The following is a 13,310-nucleotide window of genomic DNA, read 5'->3' on the forward strand; positions in this document are numbered from 1 at the left end:
TCCGGTGGGACGCCCCGCGTCCACCGTCCTTCTCGCCGCGCTGGCCGCCGCCCTTTGCGGTTGCGCCGGGGGTTTCCATAACGCCAGCGCGCGCCTGACCTCCTATTTGGACACGGGCCAGGCGACCCTCGCGATGGCCGAGGTCAACCGCCTGTTGGGGGTGGCCTCCGAAAGCGAACGGCCCGCCGACCTTAAAAACGGCCGGGTCCTGCATCTGCTCACCCGGGCCCGCCTGCTTCAGGACATGGGCCAATACGAATTGTCAGCCCGGGATTTCCAGGAAGCGGACGACAACCTGGAAGTCCTGAGCCTATCGGGCAACCCGCTCGACGCCCTCTCCAAATACTTGTACTCGGAAAAGAAAACCGTGTACAAGGCCACCCCGCTGGAAAAAACCCTCATCAACACCCTCAACATGGCCAACTACTTGGCCCGGGGGGACCTGTCGGGGGCGAAGGTGGAGGCGCGCCGCCTGAGGGTGTTCGAGGATTTTTTGAAGGACAGCGGCAAGACCGAGGCGCTGAACCCGCTGGGGGTGGCCCTGGCGGGATTGGCCTTTGAAATGGCCGGCGAAGCGCCCCAGGCCATGCGGTTCTACGCGGATTCCTGGGAACGCGGCGGGGTTCCAGGGCTTGAGGAAACCATGGCCGCCCTGCACCAGCGGACCGGCGCCTCCGACCCGCGGGTCCGTCGGTGGGCGCCCGCGCCCCGCACGGCCGGCGGCGAGGTGGTGGTTGTGGTTTTGGCGGGCCGGGCCCCGCAGAAAATTCCCATCGACGTTCCGCTCAATTGGCCGGTGTGGTCCCTGTGGCCGGAGACGGCTTACCTCAGTGTCCACGCCCGGGAACGGGCGGCTTTGTTGGCCGGGCTCGGGTTTTTGAAGGTGGTGCGGATGCCGGGTCTCCATCCAGCGCCCTCGCCCATCAAGGGCGCGGAGTTGTCGTTGGGCGGCCGGGCGGCGACTTTGCACAACGCGTTGGACGTGGAAGCCGGGGTCCGGCGGGAACACGCGAGAATGGAAGGGACCTATTTGATGGCGGCGCTGTCGCGCATGGTGTCGCGGGCGTTGGTGGCGCGTTTCGCGGAGGCCGCGGCCCAGGGCGACAAAAAGAAAAACGCGGGCCTGGTGGGGGCCCTGGTGGAAGGGGCCCTCATGATGATGGACGTGCCCGACACCCGCTCCTGGTCCAGCCTGCCCGCCAAGGTGTTTTACCTCCGGGGCCGCTGGCCGGCGGGCACCCACCGCCTTTCGGTCGCCTTCGCGGGCACCGGCGAGACCGTGGAACGCGAGGTGACGGTGGCCGATGGGCAAACGCAATTTGTCTTACTCTCGAACAAAGGAGTCTCACATGATTAAGCGCGCGTGGATGGGTGTCCTTTTGGCCGGGGTCCTGGCCGGGGCGGGGCACGCCTTTATGGACGGTTACCAGGACCGCAAGGGGGTCTATTTCGGGTTCGACGCGGCGGGGGGGAACGGCAAGTCCGAGCCCAGCGGCGGCGCGGACACCAGCGCCCTGGGCGTCATGCCCTCGGCGCGCCTCGGCATCGGGACCGAAGGCGACCTGGGCATCGACTTGGAAGGCGGCGTTTTCTTCGGCAGCGACGACGGGGTCGACCAAACCCACACCGGTCTCTACGCCAACGTACAAAAGTTCCTCAACAAGAACATCTACGTGCGCGGCGGGCTTGGGTTCGGCGTGGGACGGTTGAAATCCGCGGGGATGTCGGACTCCGAAAACGGCATCGGGTTCCAGTTGGGATTCGGAATCGAGACCTTTTTGAGCGCGGAGAACGCCCTGCGGCTCGGCGCCGTTTATCGCTCCCACGACTACGACGACTTTGATTTCACGTTCCTGGGTCTCGTCGCCGGCCTGACGTTTTATTAATCCCATGCGCCGGTTGACCATCGCGTCGGCGGCCCTCGCTTGGGCCGTCGCGGCGGGGGCGGGGACCCCCGTCGAAATCATGAAGTTTTCTTCCAGTGACCCCGCCGCCTGGGAGGACGCCCGCGACCGCCGGTCCGAAGCGCGCCCCTTGACCCTCGAGGAAATCCGCTCCCTGTCCCGCGCCGGGGTGAAAGAAAAGGCCCTCGTTCGGATGATCCGCTCCCGGCGGGTGCTCGCCGCCGTCCGGGGCGAGGCCCTGGCGGCGCTCAAGGCCCAGGGCGTTTCCGACAACGTGATCGAAGCCATCTCCACACACGCGCTCGCGGAAAACCGCCGGATCGACGTCTTGATTTCCCTGGATGTCGTCCGACCGCTCCCGACGACGATGGCGCCCACGCTCTACGTGGCGCTGGTCCACGAAGAGTCGGGGCGGCAGGAGGAGTTGTTGAAGGGGGCCCTGGGCGAGGTCCTGAACCACCGCTGGAAAGCGGAGGAGATCATCGACCGCAGCGATCCTTTGCTGCCCGGTTCGGTCCGGCGGATCCGCCTGACGGTGCCCTTCCGGGCCACGCGCCACGGCAAAATGGCCTTCAAGGTGCTCGTGACGCGGCGGCCGGGTTTGACCGACCTCACGCGTCTGCCCGCCGAGGAATCGGCCCGGGCGGCGTCGGTGGCTTTCGATTATCCCGCGGTGTCCCTGGACAACCGGTGCGAACTGGACATCGAACTCGGGCAAGACCCGCTTCTGCCGGGCGAACTCACCCTGCGGGAACCGGCCCTGCGGACCTATTGGGAATGATCAGTTCACCGCCATCATCGGTTCGCCGGTCTCCGAATAGCTGATGCCGTTGTCCTCGAAGGTGTAAGAACCCGGGGCGTATCGGCCAATCCCGGCCTGCCGATCGAGAAGGTCGTCCAGGTCGTCTTTCCCGTGATCGGTGTCGCGCCAATAGCCATCGACCACGCGCCATGTTTTGTCGGTCTGCTGGGCAAGATAAAATGCGCCGAAGGCCGCCGTTTTGTCGCGGGAGAGCCCCTGGGCGATAACGACGGCCTTGTCGCCGCGGGTTTTGGAACGCACGACGCTCACATTGGCCGGCCACGCCGCCGACACCACCACCAGGTCGAACAACCCCTCCAGTTGCCGAATGTGTTCGGCGGTGGCGAATTTTTTCAGGGTTTCTTTTCGGTTGCGCAGGGCCGCGAAAGTGTAGCCGCGAAAGGCGTTCTCGGCCGTGTCGGCTTTGTGGGTTTGACACCCGAAAAAGACCAAACCGATTCCCAACCACAACGTTATTTTTTTTACCATGGACTCTCCTCCCGCGTCGCGCGGCAAAGTTCCGGTTTAAAGAGACGAAAAGTGAAGCCCGCCGCGGCGCCCAACACAAACCCGCCCAGGTGGGCGCCGTACCCCACTTCCACCAGGGCGTTGTTCCGCGTCAGCAGGGCCATCAAGACCTGTTGAAACACCCACAGGGGAAGAAAGAACCAAAGCGGCGCGTCGAACGAACCGTACTTCACCGACAGGAAGGGCGCGAGCACGTAGAAGATTTTTGTTTTCATGTGGGGCATTGACGCCAGGCCAAAACCCATGAGGGCCGAGATGGCCCCCGACGCCCCCACCATGGGCACGTCGGGGGGAATGCCCCAAAGTACCTGGGCGACCGCCGCGCCCAGGCCGCCGCCGATGAAAATCGTCAACACGTGTTTGCCGACGGTCGGCTCCAGCACCCCCGCGAAACACCACAGGAACAACAGATTGAACACCAGGTGCGCCACCCCGCCGTGCAAAAAGAGATGCGTGAGAATTCCCGGCCAGGGCCGGTTTTTAAAATACCCGTAGGACCGAAAAGGGCTCGTGGCTTCGGGGCGCGCCGTTCGGGTTTGTTGGAAAGCCCGGTGAACGGGATATAAATTATCCCATTCGTAACGCGTTCGGGAGCTGAGCAGGGACTTGTTCCCTTCCACGCGGTCGAAGAGGTTTTTGAGCCCCGGGGAAGGGAAATCGGCCGCGGCGGGCGCAACGCGCAGTTGGGCCCTGTCGGCCTCGGAAAGGGTGGACTCCGTTGAAAGAACGCGGACCATGTCCCGGGCGAGGTTGCGCTCGTCGTCGCCGCCCACCACGGAGCGCCCCCGTTTTTCCAGTGGCCAGGTGATCGAAAAGACGAAGGCCAGCGCGAGGATCAGCGACGCCGTTATGAGGGGAAAGGTCCGGACCCGGGGCCAAACGGGGAAGAGGAAAAACACGCCGTGTTTTACGGTTTCGCGAACGCGGTGTCCGGAACGGCCCCGTAACGGATGGAGGAGCACTCCAGGGTTTCACGTCCCATGGTCATGTTGACCTGGCGACTGAAAAGACTGTTGTTGGACCGCAGGACGAGGCCGGTTTTCGCGTCCACCCAGGCCTGCTCGGTGGATTCGGCGTCGGGGCGGCGGGCTTTGACGCTGTAGAGGAGGGTGTCGCGGCCGGCGACCTGTCCCCCGGGGCCGGCCTTGCCGACGAAGGATTTGATCCAAAACCGCAGACCGTCCAGTTCGCCGGGCACGGGTTTTCGCGAATTCGATTCGGGGGGGATTTCGGTCATTTCGCCTTGATAATTCCGCCGCGGCGCGAAGACGGTTTTCACGTGGAGGTCTTGGCCGTCAAACACCGTCGTCACCTCGGACTCGATGGGGTCTCCGGTGGAACCCGTGGACTTGTGTTGGGCGATGATTTTGAACCGGTCTTTCCGGGCCCAGACCCGGGCGTTTTGCTCCTCTTTGCCCCCGACGATCTCGCTTTCGTTGACGAGCACCCAGGCGCCTTCAAACTCCAAGTTTTTGGCGGCGCGGCTCGGACCGCATTCCTTGATGAAAGCCCCCAGGCCGACGGTCAGTACCACCAACAGCAAAAGATTCTTCATAAGCGCTCCTTTTGAGGGGAACAACGGGGTTGTGGGAGGATTATAACCGAAATTCTCCGTCCCTGTGCGCGTCGGCCCGGAAATGTGTTATAATTTCAGCGCAATGAAACAGACCTTCACAACGCTCGCTATGACCGTCGCCCGCGGCTATTGCCGCTGGGCGAAGTCCTCTATTCACGGGGACGGGGCGTTGGGGAGCGGGTCCTTCTAGCACAACCGAAGCGATTCAAACCGAAACCGACGCCCACGATCCCCCGGATCGTGGGTTTTTTATTTTCGGTGAAAAGTCTGGCGAAAAGGCGAATTCGGGGTTAAAGAAGTGTGACCCCAAACGAGGTGATCCCCATGGAAGTGAACGAAGAAGACGTGAGGGCGTTGAGGTTGGCGGAGCAAGCCCTGATGCGGGAGGCGCTGGAAACGAAAGCCGCCCGGATCCAGGAATTGGAGGCCGAAATCACGTACTTGAGGCGGACCCTGAACGAGGCGATGGCGGTGCCCCGGCCGGCGATGGCGCGGCAAGCCGCTCCCGTGGCCGCGCCCCGGCCCGGTGGCGACTTCCCCCGGAGGTGGAAAGCGGCGTGATCGAACACATCGTCCTGTTTAAACTCAAAACCGACGCGTCGGAGGACCAGAAGCGCGGGATGTTAAACGCCCTTTTGGATCTAAAAGACCGCATTCCCGGCATACTTCATGCCTCGGCGGGGGTCAACTTCTCGGCCCGCGCCCAGGGGTACACCCACGGCTTCGTGATCCGTTTCAAGGACCGCGCCGCCTTGGACGCCTATTTGCCCCACCCCGCCCACGTCGTGGTGGTTGAAACCCACGTCAAACCCCTCAGCGAGGGCGTTTTGGCCCTCGACTACGAAATTTAGATATAATCCGTCCGATCCAATTTTTCGGGGGGACCCGCATGCCTGAACCGACCGACCGCAAACGCGCCTTCGACACCTTTGAATTCACGCTGACCGAATCGGTGGAGGTGTCGCCGGGCAACAAACATATGCGGTTGACCATGCCCATCGGCAAAGAACTGGTTTTCCATGCCGGCCAATACGTCCAACTGTTCATCCCCCACGAAGCGGGCGTCCGCCGCCGGGCCTACTCCATCGCCTCCTCGCCTTTTCATAAGGATTACATCGAGCTTTGCGTCACCCTGGTGACCGGGGGCGTTTCTTCCACGTATCTCCACAGCATGAAACCGGGGGACAAGATCCAGGGCATGGCCCCTCTCGGGCATTTCCTGATCAAGGACGAGTCCCGGGAATTCGTTTTCATCGCCACCGGTTCCGGGGTGGCCCCCTTCCGCGCCATGATTCACGATCTCCTTCACCGGAATTTCAAAAAAAACCTCTACCTGATCTACGGCCACCGCTACGAGCCCGACATCATCTACCGCAAGGAATGGGAAGACCTGGCCGCCAAGAACCCGAATTTCAAGTTCCTGTTCACCCTGAGCCGCGACACGAATTGGAAGGGCGAACGCGGCTATGTGCAGGAGAAAATCCAAAACTTTGTTCCCGAACTCAAAGAAAAGAGTTATTTCATCTGCGGTTTGAACAACATGATCACCGCCGTCAACGACCGCCTGTTGTCTCTGGGCGTGCCCAAGGAGCAGATCCACTTCGAGCGGTACGACTAGAAACCCGGAAAATTTAGTAATATATTAACCGAAACGCTCCTCCATCCCCTTACCATGGACCATCTGGACCAACTGGAACAGCAAAGCGTGTATATTTTCCGAGAGGCCTTCCGGCATTTCGAGCGCCTCTGCATGCTCTGGTCCGTCGGCAAAGATTCCACGGTCCTCCTCTGGCTCGCCCGCAAGGCCTTCTTCGGGCACGCGCCCTTCCCGCTGGTCCACATCGACACGAGTTACAAACTGCCCGAAATGATCGCCTACCGCGACCGCCTGGCCAAGGAATACAAGCTCACCATGATCGTCGGACAGAACACCGAGGCCCTGGCCGCGGGAAAAACCTTTCCTTTGACCGAATCGCTCCCGGAGGGCCACCCGGACAAGGTGTCCCGACTGCAATGCTGCGGGCTGTTGAAGAAAGACGCCCTCGCCAACACGCTGAGCGGCGCGTGGCCCCGGAAGCGTCTTAATTTGACCAGCGGGGTTTACGAAACCGACCCGGACAAGGAACCTTTCCACGGGGTGATCGTGGGGGCCCGGGCCGACGAAGAGGGGAGCCGGTCGAAGGAACGCTATTTCTCGCCCCGGGACAAAAACAACGCCTGGGACGTCGGCGAACAGCCGCCCGAGTTTTGGAACCAGTTCAAAACCGATTACGCCCCGGGCACCCACGTGCGCATCCACCCCCTCCTCGACTGGACCGAGCTTCACATCTGGGAATACATCAAGCGCGAAAAAATCCCCACGGTCTCCCTCTATTACGACCGGGGCGCGGGCACGCGTTACCGCAGCCTGGGTTGCGCCCCCTGCCAGGCCCCGATCCCCAGCAAAGCCAAGAACGTCGACGACATCATCGCCGAACTCAAGAGCGGCAAGCTCAAAAACATCGCCGAGCGATCGGGCCGCCTGCAGGACGGCAAACACGGCCTCGAGGAATTACGCCGCGAAGGGTACATGTGAACGCCGTCGTCTCCCGCGAGCAAATGAACATCGTGGTCGTCGGCCACGTGGACCACGGCAAAAGCACCGTGGTGGGGCGCCTCTTCGCCGACACGGGGTCCCTGCCCGAGGGGAAGCTCGAGGCCGTGCGCAAGGAATGCGCCCGCACCGGCAAGCCCTTCGAATACGCCTTCCTCTTGGACGCGCTCTCCGACGAACAAGACCAGGGCATCACCATCGACACGGCCCGGTCGTTCTTTAAAACCGAGCGGCGCGATTACATCATCATCGACGCCCCGGGGCACATCGAATTCCTGAAGAACATGATTTCCGGCGCGGCCCGCGCCGAAGCGGCGGTGCTTGTCATCGACGCCAAGGAGGGCGTGCGCGAGAACAGCCGCCGGCACGGCTACCTGCTGTCCATGTTGGGCATTCGGCAGATCGTCGTCTGCGTCAATAAAATGGATTTGGTGGACCGGAGCGAGGAACGTTTTCGCGCTATCGAAAAAGAGTACCGCGAATTTTTGAAGGGCATCGGCGCGGCCGAACCTCGTCAATTCATCCCTGTCAGTGCGGTCAACGGGGAAAACTTGGCCGTGAAGAGCACCCGCATGGAATGGCACCTCGGCCCCATGTTGTTGGAGTGCCTGGACGCCTTTGAAAAAGCCCCGCCCAAGGCCGACCGCCCGCTCCGTCTGCCGGTGCAAGCCGTTTATAAATTCGTCAGCCAGGGCGACGACCGCCGCATCGTGGCGGGGCGCATTGAATCGGGCCGCGTGCGGGTGGGGGACCGGGTCGTTTTCTCACCTTCCAACAAGGTCAGCACGATCAAATCCATTGAAGCCTTCAACGCCCCTGAACGGACCGACATCGACGCGGGGTGGTCCACCGGGTTCACCCTCTCCGAGGAAATTTACGTCACGCGCGGCGAAATCATGAGCCACGAGGCGACAGCGCCCCTGGTCAGCACCCGCTTGCGGGCGAACCTGATTTGGTTGGGCAAGCGGCCCCTGGAAAAAGGCCGCGACTACAAGCTCAAGATCCACACCCAGGCCCTGCCCGTGCGGCTCCTTGAAATCCGCAAGGTGATCGACGCGTCGGCCAAGGACGCGGGCGCCCAGACCAAGGACCACGTGGGGCGCCACGACGTGGCCGACGTCGTCCTCGAAACCCGCCAGCCGGTGGCCTTCGACGAAATCGGCCAGAACGAAGCCACGGGGCGATTCGTGCTGGTGGACGGTTACGACATCGCGGGGGGCGGCATTGTCACCGCGGCGGAAAGGGACGAAAAAGAGGATTTACGCGCCGAGGCGCGCCTGCGGGACTTCCATTGGATTCGGGGCGGGGTGTCGGCGGCGGACCGCGCGCGCCGGTTCGCCCACCGGGCGGCGCTCGTCATGTTCGTCGGCAAGGCCGGCGTCGGCAAACACCGCTACGCCCGCGCCGTGGAACGGGCGCTCTTCGACAAGGGGCGCGCCGTTTATATGTTGGACGGCACCAACGTGCTTCTGGGCGTCGACAGCGATTTGATCTGGACGGCCTCGACCCAGTCCGAATTGGTGCGCCGTTTCGCCGAGGTGGCCCACCTGTTCCTGGACGCCGGTCTCCTCGTGGTGTCCACGACCAACGCCATCGGTTTGGCGGACGTCGGCGCCGTCCAGGCCCTCGTCCCGGATTTCCCGCTCCTGGTGGTGGAGATCAACCCCGCCGGCGGCGCCGTCTCCGCCTCGGACCTCCGCCTCACCGGCCAGGAGCCCGAAGAAACCGTCATCGAACGGGTGACGGCCCTTCTGCTCCAGCGGCTAATCACGCAGTAACCAACTGGTTTTTTCGAACGGCATCCCAAAGAAGTCCCGGGGTCCCTTTACTTTGCCCACCCGAAGAAAAGGGACGAAAAGCAATGGCAAAAAAAACCCACCTCAAGTCCTGGTTTGGGTTTCTACGCGTTGGGGGGGAGTTGTTTTTCGAGCGCCGGCACGAGGTTGTCCCGGCGTTGTTCGTAGGCTTTCATCCGAGCCGCGGGCACGGAACCCAGGGACGGCATCTTTAACGTCAAGAAATTAACCATGGACCCGTTTTTCATCATTTGAAAGTGCAGATGCGGACCGGTGGAAATGCCCGTTGATCCCACATAAGCGATCAACTGGCCCTGTCGCACTTTGGATCCCACCGACAGGCCCTTCGCGAACCGCGACAGGTGGCCGTAGTAGGATGTGTAGGTGCCGTTGTGGCGCACCATCACCAAATTCCCGAAGCCGCCTTTCTTGCCGCGAAAGACCACCGTCCCGTCGCCGACGCTCACCACCGGGGTCCCGGTGGGGGCGGCATAGTCCGTCCCCAGATGGGGTCGATAAATGCGGAACACGGGGTGGAAACGCCGTGTGGTGAAGCCGGAAGAGATGCGTCGGAAATTGAGGGGGGCGTGCAGGAAGGCTTTGCGCAGGGATTCGCCTTTTTCACCGTAGTAGTCGTCCATGAAGCGGACGGCCACGTGCCGCCCGGTGGCCTCCCCGTCGTAAATCGCGCCGAGGATCTTGACGTCGACGATCTTCCCGTCGGGTGTCCTCTGTTCTTTCCATTGAAGGGCGAAACGGTCGCCGCCGCGGGTTTCGGTGAGGAAATCGATGTTCCAGGCGAAGATATCGGCCAGCCCCACGATGACCGCCGGGGCCACGCCCTGGGCCTGCATCGAAACCCAGAGGGAATCGGCGAGGGTGCCCGCGGCGGATTTTTCGACGGATTTAAGGGGCACGGGCTCCCTTCGGACGGCCCAGCCCGTGGGGGCGGCTTCCACGACGAAGCGTTCCAGCCGCCGGGCGATGGACAGCCGTTGAAACTTCCCATCGGGCGTTTGGAGCAGTTCGTAGCGGTCGGCTTCGTTGAGCGAGCGGGGATCCAACACCGGCTGGAACGCCCGCGCGATGCCGTCGGCCTGGGGCGCGGGAACCCCGGCGCTTTTGAGAACGGTGAAGAGCATTTTGCCCGGGGTGAAGGCCCCCGTGGTGGTCCGTCCCTCGACGGGTTTGAGGGCCGCGTCGATGGACAAAGACCCCGCGATGGGGAGGTGGGCGGGGCGAGCGAAAGCCCAGAGGGCCGCGATGCCGAAACAGGCCACCGCCGTCACCCAAAAACCGAGACGGACGGGCTCTTTGAGCCGGCCGTCGTCTTCGCGGATGAGTTTCAAATACTGCCGCACGGCCGGTATTATACACGATCCAAATTGCTAGAATGCGGTCGAGTTTAATTCAAAAAACGGGATCGGGCCTATGCTCACTTTTGTTTTCGCCACGTGTCTGGCCGCGTTGCTGGTGGCCGCCTACTTCGCCTGGGACGTTCTCAAAACGGACAAGGGCACGCCGGAGATGCAAAAAATCGCCGCCGCCATCCACACCGGCGCCCAGGCGTTCCTCAACCGGCAGAACCGCACCATTTCCATCCTTTTCTTGATCACCGGGGGCGGCATCTTTTCCCTCTACGCCCTGCTCGGCCGCCAAACCTCGGAGGGACTCGACGCGGCGTTCTCGTTCCTGCTCGGGTCCGCGACCTCCCTGTTGGCCGGGTTCATCGGCATGCAGGTGTCCATCCGCACCAACATCCGCGTGGCGAGCGCCGTCCGACGGAGTTTGCCCGAAGCCCTGCGCCTGGCCCTGCGGGGCGGGGCGGTCAGCGGCGTGGCCGTCGTGGCGTTGAGCCTTTTGGGGGTGGGGGGGTTGTTCTGGTTCATGGGCGGCCAATTTGATCCGACCCGGGTGCCCCTGCGCATCGTCGGCTTCGGGTTCGGCGCGAGTTTCGTGGCCCTCTTCGCCCAATTGGGCGGCGGCATCTACACCAAGGCCGCGGACGTCGGCGCGGATTTGGTCGGCAAAATCGAGGCCGGCATTCCCGAGGACGATCCCCGGAACCCCGCGGTCATCGCGGATTTGGTGGGCGACAACGTGGGCGATTGCGCGGGGCGCGGCGCGGACCTTTTTGAATCGACGGCGGCCGAAAACATCGGGGCCATGGTGTTGGGCGCCGCGCTGTACCCGGTGTTCGGGGTGAGCGGGGTGTTGTTCCCGCTGGTGGCCCGGGCCGCCGGTTTGCTGGCGGCCATCGGCGGCGTGTTCTCCGTGCGTTTGCGGGGCGAGCAGGAAGATCCCATGAAGGCCCTCAATCGGGGCTACCTCGTGACCAGCGTGCTCGCCGCGGTTGGATTTTATCTCACCGTCCGCTATTTATTGAAAGACAACCCCTGGCTGTTGGCCGCCGGATTGATCGGCCTGACGGCGTCCTACATTTTTGTCTGGATCACCCAGTACTACACCGAGTCGAAGTACCGCCCGGTCCGGGACATCGCCCGCTCCTCCTTGACGGGCCACGCCACCCTCATTATTTCGGGCTTGGGTTACGGAATGGAAAGCACGGCCCTGCCGGTGGTGACGATCGCCCTGGCGCTGGTGGGTTCGTATTTCTGCGGCGTCCACGGCTTGGCCGGCGCGGGGGTGGATCCCATGAGCGCCGGTCTCTACGGCACGGCCATCGCCACCATGGGCATGCTGTCGACCTGCGCCTACGTGCTGTCCATGGACACTTTCGGGCCGATCACCGACAACGCGGGCGGCATCGTCGAGATGAGCGGCCAGCCCGACAGTATCCGACGGAAAACCGACCGTCTCGACGCCGTGGGCAACACCACCAAGGCCCTCACCAAGGGGTACGCCGTGGGGTCCGCCGCGCTGGCGGCCTTCCTGCTGTTTTCGGCTTATCTGGACGAAGTCACCCATCTCATCGGCAAGCCCTTCCGGACCGTGGACCTGGCCAAGGTGGAGGTGTTCGTGGGGGCCCTGCTGGGGGCGATGTTGGTGTTCCTTTTCAGCGCCCTGGCCCTGCGCGCGGTGGGCAAGGCGGCCTACGCCGTCATCAACGAGGTGCGCGCCCAATTCTCCGAATGGCCGGGCATTCTGCAGGGAACCCAGGAGCCGGATTACGCCCGTTGCGTGGACATCGTGACGGCGGCGGCGCTCCGGCAAATGGTGTGGCCGGGCGTTCTGGTGGTGGGCATGCCGATCGGGGTGGGTTTGCTCTTTAAATCTTTCGGCGTCGGCGCCGAGACGGCCGCCGGGTTTCTCATGGTCGGCACGATCACGGGGATCCTGATGGCCTTGTTCATGAACAACGCCGGCGGGGCCTGGGACAACGCGAAGAAGTATGTCGAAACCAACGCCATCTACGGCGGCAAAGGCTCCCTGGCCCATCAAGCGGCGGTGGTGGGCGACACCGTCGGCGACCCGCTAAAAGACACCGCCGGGCCCAGTCTTCACGTTCTCATCAAGCTGTTGGCCACCATCACCCTCGTCTTCGCGCCCCTCTTCGTCTGACAACGCCGGTTCCGGCTCGTGGGGCTCCCGTGGCGGCACCGGCCGGGGACCCCGCCGAATGTACAGCCGCTTGATCGCCACGGAGGGGAATTGCGTGTAGGCGTCCACATCGTCCCACCGCGCGCCGATCCGGAAATGCAGGCCGTCCCCCGTGGTGAACGCCACGTAAATCGGAAACCACGAAAAAGGCAGCGGCAGGTCCGGGTAGCGGGAAATTTGAAAACTGCCGTATTCGCCGATGGGTTTCGGTTTCCCGTCTTTGCGCGCGCGCTGGTTGCCCAGGATTATTTCCGGTTTTCCCCAATCGAACGTGGTCCAACCCCGGGGGATGAGATGGAACGGCCAGGGGTAGTCCCAGTGGCGGCGGCCTTGAAGATGGCGGGGCAGGTGTTTGTCCGAGGGAAGATATCGGGCGACGGGGTCGGAGGAACCGGACTCGGCGGCCCGGGGACCCGCGGGGGGAGCGGCAAAAATCAATAGGAGGATCGCCCCGGCCCACGCCGGTTTTCTTGGGTACGAGGGGTTCACCTGTTTCGCCCGGTTCATGCCGCCCTCCGCGCGCCACGCCGTCAACGATCGGCGGCGCCGC

General features: G+C 63.2%; 14 protein-coding genes. 9 read left to right on the forward strand and 5 right to left on the reverse strand.

Going from position 1 to position 13,310, the window contains the following annotated elements:
- Positions 1 to 4 precede the first annotated feature (4 nt).
- From IPI56_03295 to IPI56_03305, 3 genes are read left to right on the forward strand one after another with little or no spacing between them, the layout of a single operon-like run.
- Positions 5 to 1,357: a hypothetical protein gene (locus IPI56_03295; protein ID MBK7544767.1), complete on the forward strand. Its 1,353-nt coding sequence runs from the start codon at positions 5 to 7 to the stop codon at positions 1,355 to 1,357.
- Complete coding sequence (locus IPI56_03300; GenBank protein ID MBK7544768.1) at positions 1,350 to 1,886, forward strand: hypothetical protein; 537 nt, start codon at positions 1,350 to 1,352, stop codon at positions 1,884 to 1,886. The genes IPI56_03295 and IPI56_03300 overlap by 8 nt, the downstream gene beginning before the upstream one ends.
- Before the next feature lie 4 nt (positions 1,887 to 1,890).
- On the forward strand, positions 1,891 to 2,685 hold the full coding sequence (locus tag IPI56_03305; GenBank protein MBK7544769.1) for a hypothetical protein: 795 nt from the start codon (positions 1,891 to 1,893) through the stop codon (positions 2,683 to 2,685).
- Here IPI56_03305 and IPI56_03310 read toward each other — a convergent pair whose 3' ends face one another.
- From IPI56_03310 to IPI56_03320, 3 genes are read right to left on the reverse strand one after another with little or no spacing between them, the layout of a single operon-like run.
- Positions 2,686 to 3,195, reverse strand: a complete 510-nt coding sequence (locus tag IPI56_03310; GenBank protein ID MBK7544770.1) for a hypothetical protein — start codon at positions 3,193 to 3,195, stop codon at positions 2,686 to 2,688.
- On the reverse strand, positions 3,189 to 4,133 hold the full coding sequence (locus IPI56_03315; protein MBK7544771.1) for a rhomboid family intramembrane serine protease: 945 nt from the start codon (positions 4,131 to 4,133) through the stop codon (positions 3,189 to 3,191). The genes IPI56_03310 and IPI56_03315 overlap by 7 nt, the downstream gene beginning before the upstream one ends.
- Before the next feature lie 8 nt (positions 4,134 to 4,141).
- Entirely contained in the window at positions 4,142 to 4,789 is a 648-nt protein-coding gene (locus IPI56_03320; protein MBK7544772.1) for a hypothetical protein, read from the reverse strand.
- 321 nt (positions 4,790 to 5,110) lie between these two features.
- Here IPI56_03320 and IPI56_03325 point away from each other — a divergent pair, with 321 nt between their 5' ends.
- Genes IPI56_03325 through IPI56_03345 form a run of 5 tightly spaced genes read left to right on the forward strand, consistent with a single transcriptional unit; the run spans position 5,111 to position 9,181 of the window.
- The gene (locus tag IPI56_03325) at positions 5,111 to 5,371 is read left to right on the forward strand and encodes a hypothetical protein (GenBank protein MBK7544773.1); all 261 of its coding nucleotides are present in this window, start codon (positions 5,111 to 5,113) and stop codon (positions 5,369 to 5,371) included.
- Positions 5,368 to 5,661, forward strand: coding sequence for a Dabb family protein (locus IPI56_03330; GenBank protein MBK7544774.1), 294 nt, complete (start codon positions 5,368 to 5,370; stop codon positions 5,659 to 5,661). Before IPI56_03325 ends, IPI56_03330 begins: the two co-directional genes overlap by 4 nt.
- A gap of 38 nt (positions 5,662 to 5,699) precedes the next feature.
- Positions 5,700 to 6,428, forward strand: a complete 729-nt coding sequence (locus tag IPI56_03335) for a hypothetical protein (protein ID MBK7544775.1) — start codon at positions 5,700 to 5,702, stop codon at positions 6,426 to 6,428.
- Between the two features lie 54 nt (positions 6,429 to 6,482).
- On the forward strand, positions 6,483 to 7,385 hold the full coding sequence (locus tag IPI56_03340; GenBank protein MBK7544776.1) for a sulfate adenylyltransferase subunit 2: 903 nt from the start codon (positions 6,483 to 6,485) through the stop codon (positions 7,383 to 7,385).
- 23 nt (positions 7,386 to 7,408) lie between these two features.
- Entirely contained in the window at positions 7,409 to 9,181 is a 1,773-nt protein-coding gene (locus IPI56_03345; GenBank protein MBK7544777.1) for an adenylyl-sulfate kinase, read from the forward strand.
- 122 nt (positions 9,182 to 9,303) lie between these two features.
- Here the strand turns inward: IPI56_03345 and IPI56_03350 are convergent, their stop codons facing one another.
- Positions 9,304 to 10,560 (reverse strand): peptidoglycan DD-metalloendopeptidase family protein, encoded by a 1,257-nt coding sequence (locus IPI56_03350; protein ID MBK7544778.1) that lies wholly within the window; start codon positions 10,558 to 10,560, stop codon positions 9,304 to 9,306.
- Positions 10,561 to 10,630: 70 nt separating this feature from the next.
- On the opposite strand from IPI56_03350, the gene IPI56_03355 reads away from it, so the two are divergent.
- The gene (locus IPI56_03355) at positions 10,631 to 12,721 is read left to right on the forward strand and encodes a sodium-translocating pyrophosphatase (GenBank protein MBK7544779.1); all 2,091 of its coding nucleotides are present in this window, start codon (positions 10,631 to 10,633) and stop codon (positions 12,719 to 12,721) included.
- On the opposite strand, the gene IPI56_03360 is transcribed toward IPI56_03355, so the two are convergent.
- Positions 12,635 to 13,267 (reverse strand): hypothetical protein, encoded by a 633-nt coding sequence (locus IPI56_03360; GenBank protein MBK7544780.1) that lies wholly within the window; start codon positions 13,265 to 13,267, stop codon positions 12,635 to 12,637. The genes IPI56_03355 and IPI56_03360 overlap by 87 nt on opposite strands.
- Positions 13,268 to 13,310: the final 43 nt, after the last annotated feature.

This window comes from Elusimicrobiota bacterium (assembly GCA_016706425.1).
Lineage (GTDB): Bacteria > Elusimicrobiota > Elusimicrobia > FEN-1173 > FEN-1173 > JADJJR01.

Coding starts and splice junctions, on each gene's coding strand:
- IPI56_03300 (MBK7544768.1), top strand. CDS start 1,350: ATGATTAAGCGCGCGTGGATGGGTGTCCTTTTGGCCGGGGTCCTGGCC.
- IPI56_03305 (MBK7544769.1), top strand. CDS start 1,891: ATGCGCCGGTTGACCATCGCGTCGGCGGCCCTCGCTTGGGCCGTCGCG.
- IPI56_03310 (MBK7544770.1), bottom strand. CDS start 3,195: ATGGTAAAAAAAATAACGTTGTGGTTGGGAATCGGTTTGGTCTTTTTC.
- IPI56_03320 (MBK7544772.1), bottom strand. CDS start 4,789: ATGAAGAATCTTTTGCTGTTGGTGGTACTGACCGTCGGCCTGGGGGCT.
- IPI56_03335 (MBK7544775.1), top strand. CDS start 5,700: ATGCCTGAACCGACCGACCGCAAACGCGCCTTCGACACCTTTGAATTC.
- IPI56_03340 (MBK7544776.1), top strand. CDS start 6,483: ATGGACCATCTGGACCAACTGGAACAGCAAAGCGTGTATATTTTCCGA.
- IPI56_03345 (MBK7544777.1), top strand. CDS start 7,409: ATGAACATCGTGGTCGTCGGCCACGTGGACCACGGCAAAAGCACCGTG.
- IPI56_03355 (MBK7544779.1), top strand. CDS start 10,631: ATGCTCACTTTTGTTTTCGCCACGTGTCTGGCCGCGTTGCTGGTGGCC.
- IPI56_03360 (MBK7544780.1), bottom strand. CDS start 13,267: ATGAACCGGGCGAAACAGGTGAACCCCTCGTACCCAAGAAAACCGGCG.